We start from the raw sequence: 17928 nt of genomic DNA, 5'->3' as shown, positions 1-17928 counted from the left end.
CTGCGCCCGGACGTCCGCGTCGTCGGCGTTCAGGCCGAGGAGGCCGCGGCGTACCCGCCGTCGCTGGCCGCGGGCGCGCCGGTGCGGCTGAGCACGACCTCGACCATGGCCGACGGGATCGCGGTCGGCGAACCCGGCCTGGTCAGCTTCGCCCACGTCGAGTCGCTGGTCGACGACGTCGTGACGGTGTCCGAGCAGTTCCTGTCCCGGGCCGTGCTGGATGATCTGCAGCAGGAGCACCGGGTCAACGTTGCCGCCGGAGAGGATGGCCACGACCGGGGGCTCGAAGATCCCGGGGTGCTGCAGCAGCGCGGCGACCGTCGCCGCGCCGGCCGGCTCGACCACCAGCTTCCGGCGTTCCAGGCACAGCAGCACGGCCCGGGACAGGAACTGCTCGGACACCGTCACGACGTCGTCGACCAGCGACTCGACGTGGGCGAAGCTGACCAGGCCGGGTTCGCCGACCGCGATCCCGTCGGCCATGGTCGAGGTCGTGCTCAGCCGCACCGGCGCGCCCGCGGCCAGCGACGGCGGGTACGCCGCGGCTTCCTCGGCCTGAACGCCGACGACGCGGACGTCCGGGCGCAGCGCCTTCACCGCCGACGCGACCCCGCCGACCAGCCCGCCGCCGCCGGTGGCGACCAGGATCGTCTTCACGCCCGGCACCTGCTCGAGGATCTCGAGGCCGACCGTGCCCTGGCCGGCGATGACGTCCGCGTGGTCGAAGGGGTGGATGAACACCGCCCCGGTGCGCTCGCCGAACTCGATCGCGGCGTTGAGCGTCTCCTCCAGGAGGGCGCCGTGCAGGTGGACGTCGGCGCCGTAGCCGCGGGTGGCGGCGAGCTTCGGCAGCGGGGCCCGCAGCGGCATGAAGACGGTGGACTTGGCGCCGAGCAGCGACGACGCCAGCGCGACGCCTTGCGCGTGGTTGCCGGCACTGGCGGCGACGACGCCCCGGTCACGCTCGGCCTGGGTCAGGCCGTGGATGCGCGTGTAGGCGCCGCGGATCTTGAACGACCCCGTCCGCTGCAGGTTTTCGCACTTCAGGTGCACCGGACCGCCGTGGAGTTTGCGCAGGTCGCGCGCGTGCTCCATCGGCGTCACCCGGGTCACTCCCTTGAGGAGTTCCCGGGCGGCCTGGATCCGCTCGAGGGTGACGAGTTCCATGGGCCGGACTATGCCACTCAGGAACTCCACAGGTTGAGTGGACCGTGAGCCGGGTACCCTGGGTCGCGTCAACACGCGGTAAACAAGGAGCAACCATGGCAGCGGGGAACGACGCGGACACGGCCCGACGGGCGCGCGCCACCCGCTCAGCCGGCCTGCTGCCGCTCGTGATCGGGCTGGCCTCGGCCGCCGCGCTCACCGGCGCCGCGTACATCACGGTGGACAGCGCCTCGTGCGGTTCCCCGGCCCAGTACATCCGCCACGACCGCCACGTCGAGCTGGTCGGCGGCTGCGTCGACGGCGCGAAGCTGCCGGCCACCGGCACGCCGTCGACCGGCGGTGTCGTGCACGGCAACTACAACCCCTGACCTGGCGGGTTACCCCGGTGTTCCCCGGGAACACGAAAGTGCCTTCTTCCGCGGAGTGCGCCGGTCGCCGATGATCATCGGGTGACCACTGTTTACGAGCCGGGCCGCGGTCCCGGCCCCGCCAAGCCCACCGAAGAAGCGTCGAGCCGGCTGCTGGGTGCCCACAGCCTGGGCGCGCTGGCCACGATCAACCGCGGCGGCTTCCCGCACCTGTCCACGGTGGCTTACGCCTGGGATCCGGCCGAGCGCGTGGTGCGGATCGGGTCCACGGCAGGACGCGCGAAGGTCCGCCAGCTCGCGCGCGACCCGCACGCGTCGCTCTACGTCAGCAGCGACGACCACCTGGCGTTCGCGGTCGCGGAGGGCGTGGCCGAGGTGTCGCCGGTCAGCGCGGTACCCGGGGACGAGACCGGCCTCGCCCTGCTCGCCATGCAGGCGCCGTTCAGCGACCCCGAGGCGGAGGCCGCGTTCCTGCGGAACATGGTCGAGGACCGCCGCGTGGTGATCACGCTCCGGGTGGACCGGCTCTACGGCGGCGGCCTCGACGTCGGCTGAGGCTCAGCCCAGGGCCGCCAGCAGGTCGGCCACCAGGTCGCGGCCGTCCTCGATGCCGACCGACAGGCGGAGGAGGTCGGCCGGGACCTGGAGGGTCGAACCCGCCGTGGCCGCGTGGGTCATCTTGCCCGGGTGTTCGAGCAGCGACTCGACGCCGCCGAGCGACTCGGCGAGGATGAACAGCTTCGTGCGCGAAGCGACCTCCAGCGCGGCCTGCTCGCCGTCCACGTGGCGGAAGGAAACCATCCCGCCGAAGCGGCGCATCTGCTTCGCCGCCGTCTCGTGGCCCGGGTGCTCCGGCAGGCCCGGGTAGTAGACCTTGGCCACCTTGGGGTGCCTGATCAGCGCCTGGACGATCTTCTCGGCGTTGTCGCTGTGCCGCTCCATGCGCAGCGCGAGGGTCTTGATGCCGCGCAGCGTCAGCCACGCGTCGAACGGCCCCGGCACCGCGCCCGCGGCGTTGCGCAGGTAGAAGAACTGCTCGCGCAGCTCGTCTTCGTTCGTGACGATCGCGCCGCCGACGACGTCGGCGTGACCGCCGAGGTACTTCGTCGTCGAGTGCAGGACGATGTCGGCGCCCAGCGCGAGCGGGTTCTGCAGGTACGGCGTCGCGAAGGTGTTGTCGACCACCAGGCGGGCGCCGGCGTCGTGCGCGACCCCGGCCAGCGCGGCGAGGTCGGCGATGCCGAGCATCGGGTTGGTCGGCGACTCGCACCAGATCAGCTTGGTCTCGGGCCGGATCGCGGCGCGCACCTCGTCGAGGTCCGCCAGGTCGGCCACGGTGTGCTCGACGCCCCACAGGCTGAGCACCTTGTCGATCAGGCGGAACGTGCCACCGTACGCGTCGTTGCCGAGCACGAGGTGGTCACCGGGGCGCAGGGTACTGCGCAGCACCACGTCGGACGCGGCCATGCCGGACGCGAAGGCCAGCGCGTGCCGGCCGCCTTCCAGCGAGGCCAGCGCCTCCTCCAGCGCCGAACGGGTCGGGTTCGCGGTGCGCGAGTACTCGTAGTCGCCCTCGCGGGTCCCGCCCACGCCGTCCTGCGCGTAGGTCGAGGTCTGGTAGATCGGCACGATCACCGCGCCGGTGCGGGGGTCGGGCTTCTGACCGGCGTGGATCGCGCGGGTCTCGAAGCCGAGTTCGGAGTAGTCGTCCACCATTGGACAAGCGTACGGGCCGCCCCTGGCATTCCCGTCAGGTGGGATGGATCTCATCACCGCAGCCTGCGGCGGGTTGCCGGGAGGGCCGCGAGGGGGCCGCGCCGGCGACGGCGGCCATCAACCGACCGGCGCCGAGCGCCCTGTCCAGCGGCGGGTGGCCGGCAGGGCCGCGAGCACCAGCAGGGCCACGAACGGTGCGGCCATGGCGATCGCGCGCGGTAGCAGGACGTTGATCCCTGTCGGGCCGCCCACGACGAACACCGCAAGGCCCTGGGCGCGGAATGCCATGTCCACCATCGGGGCGACCAGTGCCAGGGCCCCCGCGACCAGGCACAGCACCCGTCCCGCCTCCGCGCGCGCGAGCAACGACACTCCGCCGAGCAGGAGCAGCAGGCCGATGACCGCGTCCGCGATCTGGCCGGGAACCATCAAGTCCATCTGGTCGTATCCCAATACAAGGGTCGCCCAGAAGATGCCCACCAGGAACCACACTCCGCCGAGTACGGCGAGCGCCCCCGCGGCGATCGCCGTTCCCGCTCGAGGCGGGGCTTCGATCTCCACTCACCAGCTCCGGGGCGAGTAGGCGCCCTGGCCGGACAGCACCGGTGCCATCGACGTGCGGTAGCGCAGGTAGCGGAACGTCGGCGGCAGGAACGCCAGCACCAGCACGAGCACCGACAGCGCCGCCAAGCCGACGCGGTCGGCCATCGCGAACCCGCCGTGGGTGAACATCGCGTCGGCGAAGCGGGCCGGGGGTACGCCCACCGACATCGGCTCGGTGAGCAGGGCGCCGATCGCCAGCAGGGCACCCAGGCCGAGCAGGACCGCTCCCGCCGTCGCGCGGAACAGCGTCGCCAGCGAACCGAGGAGCAGCACCAGTCCCGCGACGAGGTAGGCGGCGAGGTCCACCAGCACCCAGCCCGGCAGTGCTCCCAGGCTGAATTCGGCCGGCATGTCGAGGAAGATCTTGACCGGCACATATCCCGCGGCGACCGCGGCCGGAAAGCCGAGCACGCCGGCGAGAACCGCCGTTACTCCGGATGGCCGAGTCGATGAATACGAATGCGAATGCGCCACCGGGTATCGGTGCGGACCGGTCACAACTCCCCCATCAGCCGAGCGCGGGACAACGGCGCTCACCCTAACCGGAATCGGGGGAATCAAGCCTGAATGCGAACGGAATTCGGCCGGACGGCGGAACCCAAGATCATTTCTCTGCGGTAGTGGCAGAAATAGGGTCACGCGATTACCGGCCGTGGTGCCGCCCGGAAATTGTCCTCTTCGGACAATTGCGGACCCGGAAAATGCAGCGTGCCCCGGAGCCGAATCGGCTCCGGGGCACGAATGCTCGTCCTAGCTCACCACTGCTGCTGCGGGGGCTGGCCGGGCTGGCCGAACCCGCCGCTCGGCGGGCCCTGCTGACCCGGCGGCGGGCCCCAGCCCTGCGGCGGCTGACCCGGGTGACCGGGCTGGCCGTACCCACCGGGCTGACCCGGCTGGCCGTAGCCGCCCGGCTGGCCCGGCTGCGGGAAGCCCCCGCTCGACGGCTGCGGGAACCCGCCACTGGACGGGTTCGGCCCGCCCGGCTGACCGTAGCCACCCGGCTGGCCGTAACCCTGCGGCGGCTGACCATGCTGACCATGCTGACCCGGCTGGCCGTACCCACCGGGCTGACCGAAACCGCCCGGCTGACCGGGCTGACCCGGCTGGCCGAAGCCCGGCTGCTGCGGGCCACCGAAGCCCGGCGGCGGTCCGCCGAAGCCCTGCGGCCCGCCCGGCGCGGCACCGCCGCCACCGAGGCCGACGAAGTGCTGGGTCGCCGGGATGAGCCCGAGCACACCCACGATGAGGATGAGGATGCCCAGGATCAGCGGGGGCAGCCCGATGCCGAACGTGTCCCGGCCGGAGGACCCGCCGAGCGCCTCGCTGTTCGGGGTCATCCCGATCTTGAGCAGCAGGGCGAACAGCGCCAGGAGCGCGCCACCCGCGACGACCGCGATCGGGACGAACTTCTTCAGCCCGCCCAGCTTGCCCGCGAGCGCCAGCCCGACACCGCCGGCCAGGGAGATCAGCGAACCCAGCAGGATCATGATCACGTAGAACCAGACGAGCCCCGGGCCGATGAGGCCGGCGGCGTCCAGCGCCTTCTGGAGGAACTCCTGGTTCGCGTCGACGATCGTGGAGTAGTCGCTCGCGTCACCCATGTAGTTGAACGAGTAGATGAGCGCGATGAGGCCCAGCAGGGCGACGATGCCACCGGCGATGTAGCCGAAGAGGGCGTTGCCGCCCGCGGCCGGCGCGCCGAACGGCTGCTGCGGCCCCCCGAAACCGGGCTGCTGCTGGCCACCGAAACCGGGCGCGCCGAACCCCTGCGGAGGCTGGCCGAAGCCCGGCTGCTGCCCGAACCCACCCTGCTGGCCCGGCTGCCCGAACCCGCCCGGCTGCTGGCCGTACCCACCGGGCTGCTGGCCGAAGGCCGCGGCCGGGTTGTCGGCCGCGCTCGGCGGCGGGGTGTACGGGATCGCCGGCGGCTGGGAGCCCGGGGGCACCAGCTGCGTCGAGTCCGCGACCGGGGCGTCTCCGCCGCCGACCGGGTTCACCATCTGGGTCGCGTTCGCGTCGACCGGCGGCATCGCCTGGGTCGCGCCCGCCCCGCCGTCACCCGGCTGGCCCGGCTGGACGACCTGGGTCGGCTCCGGCGTCTCCCCGAACGGGGAACCACCCTGGGGCTGGGCGGGCTGGACGACCTGGGTCGGTTCCGGGCTGCCGAACGGGTCCTGCTGCGGCTGGGGGCCACTCGGCGGGCCCTGAGGTGGCTGGCCGCCACCCCACGGCTGGTTCGGTGGCTGCGGTGCACTCATGTGGGTCTTGAACCCCCTTGACGAGGACGCGAAAGTGTTCTAGTTGCGCCCACGCTATCGGATCGCCCGGCAGGGCGCTCGTAACGCCCCTGCCGGGTCCGCCGATCAAAACTCTCTTGGGGTGCGGTCAGCGACCGGCCAGGAAGCCCAGGAGGTCGTGCCGGGTGACGACCCCGGCCGGCTTGCCGTCGACCAGCACGAGCGCACCGTCGGCCCCTTCGAGCGCGGTCATCGCCGCGCCCACCTGCTCGCCGCCGCCGATCGTCGGCAGCGGCGGGGACATGTGCTGCTCGAGCCGGTCGGCCAGCTGCGCCTTGCCGGTGAACAGCGCGTCGAGCAGGTCACGCTCGTTGACGGCGCCGACGACCTCGGCGGCCATCACCGGCGGCTCCGCGCTGACGACGGGCATCTGGCTCACGCCGAATTCGGCGAGGATCGCGATGGCCTCCGCGACGGTCTCGTTCGGGTGAGAGTGCACCAGATCGGGCAGCGAGCCGCTCTTCTTCGTGAGCACGTCGGCGACCGTCGCGCCCGAGGAGTCCGGCGGCAGGAAGCCGTAGGAGGACATCCACGTGTCGTTGAACACCTTCGTCAGGTAGCCGCGGCCGCCGTCGGGCAGCAGCACGACCACGACGTCGTCCTCGGTGAGCCGCTCGGCGAGCTTCAGCGCGGCGGCGACGGCCATCCCGCAGGAGCCGCCGACCAGCAGGCCCTCCTCCAGCGCGAGGCGCCGGGTGACCTGGAAGGAGTCGGCGTCGGAGACCGGGATGATCTCGTCGGCGATGGTCCGGTCGTAGGTGTCCGGCCAGAAGTCCTCGCCGACGCCTTCGACCAGGTACGGGCGGCCGCTGCCGCCGGAGTAGACCGAGCCCTCCGGGTCGGCGCCGACCACCTGCACGGCGCCGTCGCTGACCTCCTTGAGGTACTTGCCGGTGCCGGAGATCGTGCCGCCGGTGCCGACGCCCGCGACGAAGTGCGTGATCCTGCCCTCGGTCTGCGTCCACAGCTCCGGGCCGGTCGAGAGGTAGTGGCTTTCCGGGTTCTGCGGGTTGGCGTACTGGTTGGGCTTCCAGGCGCCGTCGATCTCGCGGACCAGGCGGTCGGAGACGTTGTAGTAGGAGTCCGGGTGTTCGGGCGCGACCGCCGTCGGGCACACCACGACGCGGGCGCCGTACGCCTTGAGCACGTTGCGCTTGTCTTCGCTGACCTTGTCCGGGCAGACGAACACGCACCGGTAGCCCTTGCGCTGGGCGACCATGGCCAGGCCGACGCCGGTGTTGCCGGACGTCGGCTCGACGATCGTGCCGCCCGGGCGCAGCTCGCCGGAAGCTTCGGCGGCCTCGATCATGCGCAGCGCGATCCGGTCCTTGACCGAGCCACCCGGGTTCAGGTACTCGACCTTGGCCAGCACGAGCGGCTTGAGCCCCTTGGTCAACGAGTTCAGCTTGACCAGCGGGGTGTTGCCCACGAGGTCTGCGATGTGCTCTGCATACTCCACGACCGCCAGCCTAAACGGCCGCCCCATGGCGTTGTCCACTCCGCCGGAGCGGACTCCGGGTGCGCGTCGGCAATGCCGGGCAGCGCGCGCGAGGCCGGGCCGCCCGGCGGGGACCTCAGGCGGCCACCAAGCCGCTCGTCCGCACCGGTGCCGGCCCGAGGGCCGTCGCACGCTGAGCCGTCATCCCGTCCCGGAGGTTCCGCCCGGCGTCGATGGACGCACAGTCGGTCCGAAAGGACAGGGACGTCCAGTAAGCCGTTTGGACAATCATCATCGCCAGTTCACCTCCCGTGCGGAATGGCGACCTTTCACGAGTTGGGACGATCCTATCGGGCCGCCGGTTCTCCCGGTTCGTCCTTTCGTGTCAATTCCGCAGAGCCGTCCTCGTCGGCGAGCGGCCGTTCTTCCCAGCCCCGCGGCCAGGTCCGCGGAAACCCCCGCGTCGCCCGGGCCCCCGCGAGCCGCGCGGCGGACTTGGTACCGAAATCGGCCGGACCTGCGAAAACGGCGCCGTTGAAACTCTCGCGGTCGCCGCCGAAAACGGTTCCGCGGAAATCGACGCGGTCGCGGAACTCCGCCTTGTTGAAGTCCGCCTTGGTGCGGAATTCGGTGCCGCGGAACGACGCCAGTTCGAGAAACTTCGCGCCGTAGCAGGTGATCGAGCGGATCGAGCAGTGCGTGAGGGTGAGCCCGACCAGCTTGGCTCCGGAGAAGTCGAGGTCGGTGTCCGGCCAGAAGTCGCCGCTCGGCTGCTCCGCGCGACCGGGCCGCAGGTGCAGCAGGAGGATGCGCTGGGCGGCCTTGCGGACCTGCAGCTCCTCGTCGTCCTTCGTGGGGTCGTAGGGCATCCGCAGGTACGCGCAGAAGACGTTGACGATCGTCTGCCGGTGCTCCGGGTGCCCGGCGGCGAGCCGTTCCAGCGCGTACAGCCCGGCCAGCCGGACCGGCGCCTTGTCGCTGCCGAGCTGGTCGGCGGCCTTGCCGTACATCTCGGTGATCCGGCGCTCGGTGGCGTCGTGGTCCTTCTGCACCAGCTCGAGCTCGGCCGACCGCTGCCGCCGCGCGGCGAGCAGCAGGGCGGCGGCGCCCCCGGCGCCGACGACGATGTTGGCGGCGGTCTTCAGCGCGTCGAGCCGGGCCGAGTCCTCCGGGCGGCCGCTGCCCAGCAGCGTCAGCAGCACCGCCGCGGCGGCTCCGGCCGCCACCAGCAGCCCGGCGCCCCACAGCACGATCGTCCTGGTCCGCAGCACCCGCTCCAGCTGGTTTCCCACCCCGTGATCCTGCCAGCCGGGGAAATCCGGAACCCACGCGACAGTGTCCTGGCGGTGATCGGTCACCGGCGAGCCGTAGCGCAGCGCCACGCCGAAACACCGCAGGCCGATCGCGCCTTCTTCGTCGTGCGGACAACCTCACAGCCGCTCCGGCTTTCTCCCGGACGCCGTACCCGGCAGTATGGTGAGCAACTGCTTAGCTCGCGATACGAGGATGTGTCACGTCATGCCTGAAGCCGTCATCGTCTCCACCGCACGCTCGCCGATCGGGCGGGCCAACAAGGGCTCGCTGGTCGGCATGCGGCCCGACGACCTCACCGCGCAGATGATCCAGGCCGCGCTGGCCAAGGTGCCGCAGCTCGACCCCGCCGACATCGACGACCTGATGCTGGGGTGCGGCCTGCCGGGCGGCGAGTCCGGGTTCAACATGGGCCGCGCGGTCGCCGTCGAACTGGGCTACGACCACCTGCCCGGCTGCACGATCACCCGGTACTGCTCCTCCAGCCTGCAGACCACCCGGATGGCGTTCCACGCGATCAAGGCAGGCGAGGGCGACGTCTTCATCTCGGCCGGCGTCGAGACCGTCTCGCGGTTCGGCAAGGGCAGCTCGGACTCCTGGCCCGACACGCACAACCCGCTGTTCGCCGACGCCGAGGCGCGCACCAAGGCGACCGCCGAGTCCGGCACCGACAGCTGGACCGACCCGCGCACCGAGGGCAACGTCCCGGACGTCTACATCGCGATGGGCCAGACCGCGGAGAACCTGGCCCGGCTGAAGGGCGTCACGCGGGAGGAGATGGACGAGTTCGGCGTCCGTTCGCAGAACCTGGCCGAGAAGGCCATCGCGGACGGCTTCTGGGCCAAGGACATCACCCCGGTGACCCTGCCGGACGGCACGGTCGTCTCGAAGGACGACGGCCCGCGCGCCGGCGTCACCGTGGAAGGCGTCTCCGGCCTGAAGCCGGTGTTCCGCCCGGACGGCCGGGTCACGGCGGGCAACTGCTGCGCGCTCAACGACGGCGCGGCGGCGCTGGTGATCATGTCCGACGCGAAGGCGCGTGAGCTGGGCCTGACGCCGCTGGCGCGGATCGTCTCCACCGGCGTCACCGGGCTTTCGCCGGAGATCATGGGCTACGGCCCGGTCGAGGCGTCCAAGCAGGCGCTTTCGCGCGCGGGGCTGTCGATCGGCGACATCGACCTGGTCGAGATCAACGAGGCGTTCGCCGCGCAGGTCATCCCGTCCTACCAGGACCTGGGCATCGACCTGGACCGGCTGAACGTCAACGGCGGCGCGATCGCGGTGGGCCACCCGTTCGGCATGACCGGCGCCCGGATCACCTCGACGCTGATCAACTCCCTGCAGCACCACGACAAGCAGTTCGGCCTCGAGACGATGTGCGTCGGCGGTGGCCAGGGCATGGCGCTGATCATCGAGCGCCTTTCCTGAGCCCGAACGGCATCCGGATGCGCGAAGGCCCCCTCGCCGACCTGGCGAGGGGGCCTTCGTCAAACCTGTGTTACTCGTTCGTCTTCACGCACATCGTCGTCGCCGGCTCCGGGTACACCGCGACGCGCGTGGCGTCGGTGCCCTCGCAGACGTTCTTGTCCGCCTGGCCCGTCACGACCTTGACGAGCTCGCCGTCCTTGGTCGGGTCGGTGCACGGGACCTTCAGGTAGCCCTTGGTCTGGGACGTGAAGTTCGCCAGGCAGTCGCCCTGCTTCGCGTTGATCATCAGGCACAGCTTGTACGAGCTGCGGCCGCTGACCGAGTAGGTGTCGTAGCCGGCGTTCGACCCACCGGGGCAGTCCTCGGACGCCGTCTCCAGCTTCTTGGCGATCTTGACGTTCGCCTTCGGGTCGTTGCAGTCGGCCTTCGCCGGGTCCTCGCCGCCCTGGGTGAACTCGGTGATCGTGAGGCAGTCACCGGCGTTCGAGGTGGCCGGCGACTTCATGAAGGAGACGATCCCGATGATGACGATCGCGACCACCACGATGGCGCCGATGCCGCCCAGGATGAGCCGGGGGGCCTTCGAGCGCTTCGGCGGCGCCGGCGGGAAGCCGGGCTGGCCGCCGGGCGGGAACTGGCCGGGCGGCGGACCGAACTGGCCCGGCTGGCCCTGCGGCTGACCGAACTGGCCGGGCTGGCCGTACGGCTGCTGCGGCTGCTGCGGCTGGCCGCCGGGAGGCGGTCCGTAAGGATCGGGCTGACCCACCGGCTGCTGGCCCCCGGGGGCCGGAGGGGGAACGCTCACTGTGAACCTCACACATGTGAAATGAGAACCGACCGGGTTATCAAACACGCAGGGTGAGCGCCGCCCGCAGCGGGGTCCCTATATGCACGAATTACCCACAGAAAAGGCGCCCCGCCGGTTACGGAGCGCCTTCACTGCGGAACTGTGAGCCAGATTACTCACGGAAGTACGAAAGCAACCGCAGGATCTCGAGGTACAGCCAGACCAGCGTCGTCATCAAGCCGAAGGCGGTGTACCAAGCCCACTTCGACGGCATGCCCTCGCGGATCATCCGGTCCGCCTGGTCGAAGTCCAGCAGGAAGCTGAAGGCCGCGATGCCGATGCAGACGAGGCTGAAGATGATGGCGATCGTGCCGCCGCCGCGCAGCGGGTTGAAGCCGAAGGCCAGCGAGCTGATCAGGTTGAACAGCATCAGGATGGCGACACCGACGGTGGCGCCGACGATCCACTTGGTCAGCTTCGGCGTGACCTTGACCGCGCCGGTCTTGTAGACGACCAGCATGCCGATGAACACACCCGCGGTGCCGACGATCGCCTGCAGCGCGATGCCGGGGTAGATCGCCTGGAAAACCCCGCTCAGCGCACCGAGGAACAGGCCTTCGGCCGCCGAGTACGTCAGCGTCAGCGCGCCGCTGGGCTTCTGGCGGAAGATGATCACCAGCGAGATGACGAGCCCGACGACGAGGCCACCGAGCATCGCGCCGAGGAGCGCGCCGGAGATCCGGCCGGTCTCGGTGATCTGGACCTGCGCCCAGATCGCCGTGATCACCCCGACGAGCAGCGCGACGCCGAGGGACATCCCCGTCTTGACGACGACGTCGTCGACGGTCATCGGGCGATCGCCCTCGCCGGAGGTCGCCCGGCCGGGACCGTACCCGGGCACGCCGCCCTGGGGTTGGTTGAAGCCCACCGGGGGCCCGTACTGCCCGTAAGTCTGGGTTCCGCCGCCGGGCAGGTTGCGGAACGCCGGGTTGCTACTGGAACGCACCTGATCCTCCTGGATCTGCTGCTTCGTGGATCATCGCTGCATCGGGTTCAACGACCGCCGCGGGCGCGGGGTTCCCGTCGAGTAAAGACAACTTTACTCGACGGCAGGCCGACTGCCTCGGACGACACGGTAAGCGACGGCCGACACGACCGTTCGGCGACAGCCACCCGAAGAGCGGTACACAGTTTCCCCCACCTTCGCAACGCTCACCTCGCGTGCTCGGACGTTCACCGAACGCGCGTCGGGGATGTGATCAGTCGTGTGACCTGCAGAGACGCCGGGCGCTGCCGCGCGTCGACCGAAGGAGCATAGACACATGGGGTGGTCAACACGCCCGCGCGCCGGTGTTCGCGCGCTCACCGGCCTCGTCGCCGCGGCCCTGCTCGGCACGCTCTCCGCGACCTCCGGCGCCGTCCCGGCCTCGGCCGCCAGCCAGGAAGGCATCGGGCACGACGTCGGCGGCCAGCAGGGCGTCGGCACGGTGTGGCTCGGGTCGTACGTCGTCGGCGGGCAGCAGGTGTTCTGCGTGAGCTTCCTGCTCAAGGCGCCGGACACCGACGAGCAGTACAAACCCGGCGACGAGCTGCTCACGAAGTGGGGCACGAAGCTGCCGGCCGACGAAGCCGCGAACATCTCGTACCTGCTGCTGCGCTACGGCGACACCAAGAACGCGGACGAGGCGACCGCGCTCGCGCACCTGCTGCACTCGTGGACCGCGGCGCCGCGCACCCCGGCCGACCTCGAGCCGAGCCTGCCCAAGGACAAGCTCGCCTACGACGCGCCGGGGCACCTCGCCGAGCTGCGCAAGAACTTCGCGGGCGCGGCCGACGCCGTCGAGCGGCTGAAGACGGACGCCGAGACCAACCGCGGGCCGTGGACCGCTTCGATGACCGCGCCGAAGGGCGTCCAGCACCTCGGCGAAGCGGCCGAGTGGACCGCGACCGTGAAGAACGCCCACGGCAAGGGCGTCCCGGGTGTCGCGGTGAAGCTGACGGCGACCGCCGCCACCCTCGACGGGGAGAAGGCGGACAGCGCCGCGGGCAACGCGAGCCCGCAGGCCGCCGCGAAGGACGTCACACTGAAGACCGGCGCCGACGGCACCGTGACGGTGAAGCTGACCCCGACCGGCGACAAGCCGAAGCTGGTGGCTTCGCTCACCGCGCCGGCGGACCGGCCGTACGTCCGGCTGCCGATCGACACCGCGGTGCAGCGCGTCGTCTCCACCGGCGGTGAGAAGGAACTGACCGCCCAGGGCGTCGTCAACGTCGCGAAGCCCGGCAAGGTCCAGGTGACCAAGACGGACGCGACCACGGGCCAGGGCGTCGGCGGCGCGGTCCTGCGGATCACCGGCAAGGACAAGACGTCCGCCGCGCTCGGGCAGGACGGCAAGCCGCTCACCGGGGCCGACGGCAAGCCCGCGGTCGTCACCACCGACGGCAAGACCGGGGGCGTGACGGTCGAGAACCTCCGTGCGCCGCAGGAGATCTGCGTCGTCGAGGCGAGCCCGCCGCCGGGGTACACGAACGCCTTCGACCCGAAGAACCCGCCGTCGGCGTGCGGCACCGTGCAGCCGGGCGAGACGCTGGCCCTGACCGTGACGAACAAGCCCAACGAGGTCCCGCGCGCGATCCCGGCCGGCGACCAGCCGGTCGCGCGGGCGCAGGGTGTCGTCGAGACGAGCTACTCCGTGCCGGGCCTGGCCGGGCTCGGCCTGCTCGTGCTGCTGGCGGCCGGGCTGATCGGCGTCGCCGCGCGGCGGGCGTCCCGGCGGTAGCGGCGTGGCGGATCACGACGGCGACCGGCGGGACGAGGACTGGTTCGTCGAGGAATGGCACCGGGGCATCGGCTGGGCGGCCACCGAAGAGCGGCCCGCCGGTCCCCCGGAGCCGGCCGCGCGGAAGCCCGGCCGGGGCCGGCTGCTCGCCGGCTTCGCCCTCGGCGCGGCGACGGTGCTCGCGGCGCAGTTCGGCGCCACCGTGGTCACCGCGCCACCGGTGGCCGTCGTGACCGGCACGGCGCTGCCCGCCGCGGGTGCCGCCGGAGCCGCGGCCGCGGTGCCGTCCCCATCCCCGACGGCCACCGCTCCCACGCCTGGAGCCGCACCGGCGGCGCGGACGCCTTCGTCGGCCCCGCCACCGCCGTCCCCGCCGCCGCAGCGGCCGGGCACCGTCCGGCTGCCGGGCGGCGGGACCGCGACGCTCGTGCGCAAGGACCTCGGCCCGGGCGGCGAGCTGCCGGTGCCCACCGACCTCGGCCAGGCGACGTGGTGGGGCGCGTCACTCGACGCCGCGAGCGGGGCGAGCGTGTTCGCCGGCCACGTGAACTGGCGGGGTGCGACCGGGCCGTTCGCCGAGCTGTGGGACGCCAGGGTCGGCGCCGAGGTGACCATTGTGGACAGTGCGGGCAAGACCTGGCCGTTCCGGATCTCGCAGCTGGTCACGGTGCACAAGAGCGACCTGGCGGCCCGCGCCGACCACCTCTTCGGCCCGTCCGGCCCGCACCGCGTGGTGCTGGTGACGTGCGGTGGCCGCTGGGTGGGCGGATCGGACGGCTACGAGGAGAACCGCATCGTCATCGCGGACCCCAGCTAAGTTACTCGTGGGTAACATCACGTTTCGAAACGGTGGTCGCCGGCGTCGCCATGCAGCAGAATGCCCAGGGTCAGGGCTGTGGGAGCGAGAGGTGTGAAGACAATGGCGACGTTCTTGGTGACCGGCGCGACCGGACTGATCGGGCGTCACTTCACCCGGCTGCTGCTCTCCCGTCCCGACGACGACCGCGTCGCCCTCGTGGTGCGCGCGTCCTCGCGGGCCAAGCTGGCCGCGCTGGTCGACCAGTGGCCGCACTCCGACCGCGTCACGCTCGTGACCGGCGACCTCGGCGAGCCGCTGCTCGGCGTGTCCGAAGCGGACCGCGAGCAGCTGCGCGGGAGTGTCGACCACATCGTCCACCTCGCCGCGCTCTACGACCTCACCGCCGACGACGAGGCCAGCATCAAGGCCAATGTGGACGGTACGCGGGCCGTCGTCGACCTCGCCGCGGACCTGCGCGCGGGCTGCCTGCACCACGTGTCGTCGGTGGCCGTCGCGGGCGACCACGAAGGCGTGTTCACCGAGGAGATGTTCGACGCCGGGCAGCGGCTGGTCACGCCGTACCACCGGACCAAGTTCGAAGCCGAGAAGATCGTCCGCGAGCAGGACCGGGTCCCCTGGCGGGTGTACCGGCCGGCCGTCGTCGTCGGGGACTCCGAGACCGGCGAAATGGACAAGATCGACGGCCCGTACTACCTCTTCCCCGCGATCAACCGGCTCGCCGGGCTGCCGGACGTGCTGCCGATCGTCGGCCCGGACCTCGGCGACACGAACATCGTGCCGGTCGACTACGTCGCCAAGGCGCTGCTGGAGCTGGTGGTCAAGCCGGGCCTCGACGGTCACGCCTTCCACCTGGTCAACCCCGAGCCGCAGCCGGTCGTCTCGGTGTACAACGCCTTCGCGCGGGCCGCGGGCGCGCCGACGATCACCGTGCAGCTGGGCGAAGGCATTTCGAAGCGGATCGTCGGGCTGGTCAAGCTGACCGAGCACATCCCCGGCGTCACCATCGCGCGCGACGCCGTGATGGAGCGGTTCGGCATCCCGCCGGTGCTGCTGGACACGATGGCGTTCCCGTCGGTGTTCTCCTCGGCCGAGACGCGCAAGGCGCTGGCCGGCACCGTCGACGTCCCGCGGCTGGAGGAGTACGCGCCGACGCTGTGGCGCTACTGGCGCGAGCACCTCGACCCCTTCCGCGCGCGCAAGCACGGCCCGCGCGGCGAGCTGGACGGCCGCCGCGTGATCATCACCGGCGCGTCCTCGGGCATCGGGCGGGCGACCGCGCTGAAGGTCGCCGCCGCGGGCGGTGTCCCGCTGCTCGTCGCGCGCCGCCAGCACGAGCTGGAAGAGGTCCGCGACGAGATCGTCGCCGCCGGCGGCACGGCGTCGGTGTACCCGGCCGACCTGACCGACGAGGATTCGGTGCACAAGGCCGTCGACGCGATGCTGGCCGAGCACGGCCGGATCGACATGCTGGTCAACAACGCCGGCCGGTCGATCCGCCGGTCGATCAAGCTGTCCTACGACCGGATGCACGACTACGAGCGCGCGATGGCGATCAACTACTTCGGCGCGGTCCGGCTGATCCTCGCGGTGCTGCCGCACATGTCGGAGCGGAAGTTCGGGCACATCGTGAACGTGTCGTCGATCGGCGTGCAGGGCATCGCGCCGCGCTTCTCGGCGTACGCGGCCTCGAAGGCGGCGCTGGACTACTTCTCGCGGATCGCGGCGACCGAGACGCACGGCGACGGGATCACGTTCACCACCATCCACATGCCGCTGGTGCGCACGCCGATGATCCGGCCGACGAAGATCTACGACGCGTTCCCGACGAAGTCGCCGGAGCAGGCCGCGGACATGGTGCTGAAGGCGCTCGTCGAGCGGCCGAAGCACATCGGCACCCCGGCGGGACAGGCGATCGGGCTGGCGTACACGCTCACGCCGGGCCTCACCGACGCCGTCGCGTACCAGGGTTTCCGGATCTTCCCGGATTCGACCGCGGCGGGCGGTTCGGGCGAACTCAAGATCGGACGTGGCGAGAAACACCTCTCGCGCGCGGCGATGGCGCTGGCCCGGCTCTCGCGCGGGTTCCACTGGTGACGCAGGGTTTCCGGGGTGAGGCCATTCCGGCGACACGGCGACACGTGTTGGTGATTCGTTAAGCCGGAAGGCGGAGGCGGCGGGTGCCCGGGTACGGTCGGGCCCATGGTTCCTGAGCGCGACCCCGCCGCAACCGCCCTCAACGGCCTCCTCCCCCTCCGTCGTGAGTACACCCAGGCTTGGCACGGCTTCGACCGCAACGAGGTGCGCCAGTACCTCGACCACGTCGAAGCCCAGCTGCGCCGGGTGCTCAGCGAACGCGACGCCGCCGCGGCACAGGCCGCCGCCGCGACCCGCGAGGTCGAATCGGTGCGGCAGCAGGTCGCGGCGCTGGAGGCGCGCGTCGAGGAGCTGAAGAAACCGCCGGAGCGGCTCGAGGACCTCGACGAGCGGATGCAGCGCACGGTGACGCTCGCCCAGGCGCGCGCGGACGAGATCATCAAGCGCGCCGAGGTGGCCGCGGAGAAGACGTGGGCGTCCTCGACGGAGGCGTCGAAGAAGCTGCGTGAGCGGTACTCGAAGCTGGTCGCGGAGCTGGACAAGCAGGCCGACCTGCTGCACTCCGAGCACGAGAGCGCGCTGGCGGAGACGCGCGCCGAGGTCCAGCGGCTGACGGTCGAGGCGGCCCAGCGCCGGGAGCTGCTGGACAACGAGGCGGAGCGGAAGCGGCGGAAGCTCGAGCGCGAGTTCGAGGCGTCCCAGGCGGCCCAGAAGGCGGCGCTGGAGAAGCACGTCGCCGACCAGCGCACGGCGAGCAAGAACCAGGCGGAGCGCCGGCTCGCGGAGGCGACGGCGGAAGCGAAGCGGCGGCTCGACGAGGCGACCGCGGAAGCCAAGCGTCGCCTGGACGAGGCGACCACCCAGGCGGCCCAGCGGACGACGGCCGCCAACCGGAAGGTCGAGCGGCTGGCCGAGATCCGCGAGCAGGCGCGCAAGAGCCTGGCGATGGCGGAGGACATCCTCAACCGGAGCGAGACGCAGCTGGCGGCGCTGCCGGAGGAGGCGGTGATCCCCCAGGCCGCGAAGCTGGTCGGCGGGGACTCGGAGTCGGCGACCACGCCGGCCGCACCGGTGGTTCCGGTGGTCCAGCCGGCCATCCCGAAGTCGGCTTCGAAGCCG

The 17928-nt window shown here is 71.5% G+C and carries 15 protein-coding genes and 2 pseudogenes; 8 read left to right on the top strand and 9 right to left on the bottom strand.

All coding sequences use genetic code 11. From position 1 onward, the window contains the following. A pseudogene (locus CCN39_RS52770) lies at nucleotides 1–156 on the top strand (threonine ammonia-lyase); the annotation flags it as partial. 54 nt (nucleotides 157–210) lie between these two features. Here the strand turns inward: CCN39_RS52770 and CCN39_RS09075 are convergent. After that, nucleotides 211–1167, bottom strand: a pseudogene (locus tag CCN39_RS09075) (threonine ammonia-lyase); the annotation flags it as partial. A 95-nt stretch (nucleotides 1168–1262) separates the two neighbouring features. Between CCN39_RS09075 and CCN39_RS09070 the strand changes: the two are divergent. Next, nucleotides 1263–1535, top strand: a complete 273-nt coding sequence (locus CCN39_RS09070; RefSeq protein ID WP_086840286.1) for a hypothetical protein — start codon at nucleotides 1263–1265, stop codon at nucleotides 1533–1535. Nucleotides 1536–1616: 81 nt separating this feature from the next. Next, nucleotides 1617–2090, top strand: coding sequence for a TIGR03618 family F420-dependent PPOX class oxidoreductase (locus CCN39_RS09065; protein WP_086840284.1), 474 nt, complete (start codon nucleotides 1617–1619; stop codon nucleotides 2088–2090). A gap of 3 nt (nucleotides 2091–2093) precedes the next feature. Here the strand turns inward: CCN39_RS09065 and CCN39_RS09060 are convergent, their stop codons facing one another. The 6 genes from CCN39_RS09060 to CCN39_RS09035 form a co-directional block, all read right to left on the bottom strand. Next, nucleotides 2094–3251 carry a cystathionine gamma-synthase gene (locus CCN39_RS09060; protein ID WP_086840282.1) on the bottom strand — a complete coding sequence of 386 codons (1158 nt, stop codon included), beginning with the start codon at nucleotides 3249–3251 and terminating at the stop codon, nucleotides 2094–2096. 117 nt (nucleotides 3252–3368) lie between these two features. Beyond that, entirely contained in the window at nucleotides 3369–3812 is a 444-nt protein-coding gene (locus CCN39_RS09055) for a hypothetical protein (RefSeq protein ID WP_086840280.1), read from the bottom strand. After that, nucleotides 3813–4265, bottom strand: coding sequence for a hypothetical protein (locus CCN39_RS09050; protein ID WP_086840279.1), 453 nt, complete (start codon nucleotides 4263–4265; stop codon nucleotides 3813–3815). Between the two features lie 344 nt (nucleotides 4266–4609). Continuing rightward, the gene (locus tag CCN39_RS09045; protein ID WP_086840277.1) at nucleotides 4610–6112 is read right to left on the bottom strand and encodes a hypothetical protein; all 1503 of its coding nucleotides are present in this window, start codon (nucleotides 6110–6112) and stop codon (nucleotides 4610–4612) included. A gap of 127 nt (nucleotides 6113–6239) precedes the next feature. Continuing rightward, nucleotides 6240–7610 (bottom strand): cystathionine beta-synthase, encoded by a 1371-nt coding sequence (locus tag CCN39_RS09040; protein WP_086840276.1) that lies wholly within the window; start codon nucleotides 7608–7610, stop codon nucleotides 6240–6242. A 326-nt stretch (nucleotides 7611–7936) separates the two neighbouring features. Continuing rightward, complete coding sequence (locus CCN39_RS09035) at nucleotides 7937–8881, bottom strand: pentapeptide repeat-containing protein (protein ID WP_086840287.1); 945 nt, start codon at nucleotides 8879–8881, stop codon at nucleotides 7937–7939. Between the two features lie 226 nt (nucleotides 8882–9107). Between CCN39_RS09035 and CCN39_RS09030 the strand changes: the two genes are divergently transcribed. Then, a complete protein-coding gene (locus tag CCN39_RS09030; RefSeq protein ID WP_086840275.1) occupies nucleotides 9108–10328 on the top strand; it encodes an acetyl-CoA C-acetyltransferase in 1221 nt (406 codons plus the stop codon). Nucleotides 10329–10398: 70 nt separating this feature from the next. On the opposite strand, the gene CCN39_RS09025 is transcribed toward CCN39_RS09030, so the two are convergent. Both CCN39_RS09025 and CCN39_RS09020 read right to left on the bottom strand, forming a co-directional pair. Then, nucleotides 10399–11094 carry an LppU/SCO3897 family protein gene (locus CCN39_RS09025; RefSeq protein WP_086840273.1) on the bottom strand — a complete coding sequence of 232 codons (696 nt, stop codon included), beginning with the start codon at nucleotides 11092–11094 and terminating at the stop codon, nucleotides 10399–10401. Between the two features lie 193 nt (nucleotides 11095–11287). Then, on the bottom strand, nucleotides 11288–12121 hold the full coding sequence (locus tag CCN39_RS09020) for a Bax inhibitor-1/YccA family protein (protein ID WP_086840271.1): 834 nt from the start codon (nucleotides 12119–12121) through the stop codon (nucleotides 11288–11290). A gap of 316 nt (nucleotides 12122–12437) precedes the next feature. On the opposite strand from CCN39_RS09020, the gene CCN39_RS09015 reads away from it, so the two are divergent. The 4 genes from CCN39_RS09015 to CCN39_RS09000 form a co-directional block, all read left to right on the top strand. Further along, a complete protein-coding gene (locus tag CCN39_RS09015) occupies nucleotides 12438–13895 on the top strand; it encodes an MSCRAMM family protein (protein ID WP_086840269.1) in 1458 nt (485 codons plus the stop codon). A gap of 4 nt (nucleotides 13896–13899) precedes the next feature. Next, nucleotides 13900–14712 (top strand): class F sortase, encoded by an 813-nt coding sequence (locus CCN39_RS09010; RefSeq protein ID WP_086840267.1) that lies wholly within the window; start codon nucleotides 13900–13902, stop codon nucleotides 14710–14712. 102 nt (nucleotides 14713–14814) lie between these two features. After that, on the top strand, nucleotides 14815–16809 hold the full coding sequence (locus tag CCN39_RS09005; RefSeq protein WP_086840265.1) for an SDR family oxidoreductase: 1995 nt from the start codon (nucleotides 14815–14817) through the stop codon (nucleotides 16807–16809). 105 nt (nucleotides 16810–16914) lie between these two features. Continuing rightward, a partial coding sequence (locus tag CCN39_RS09000) for a coiled-coil domain-containing protein (protein ID WP_086840263.1) occupies nucleotides 16915–17928 on the top strand: 1014 nt, incomplete at its 3' end.

It is taken from the genome of Amycolatopsis kentuckyensis, assembly GCF_002155975.1.
In the GTDB taxonomy this organism is placed as follows: Bacteria; Actinomycetota; Actinomycetes; order Mycobacteriales; family Pseudonocardiaceae; genus Amycolatopsis; species Amycolatopsis kentuckyensis.
The sequence above is the reverse complement of the archived record's forward strand: the minus strand, read 5'-3'. Positions and strand labels throughout refer to the sequence as shown.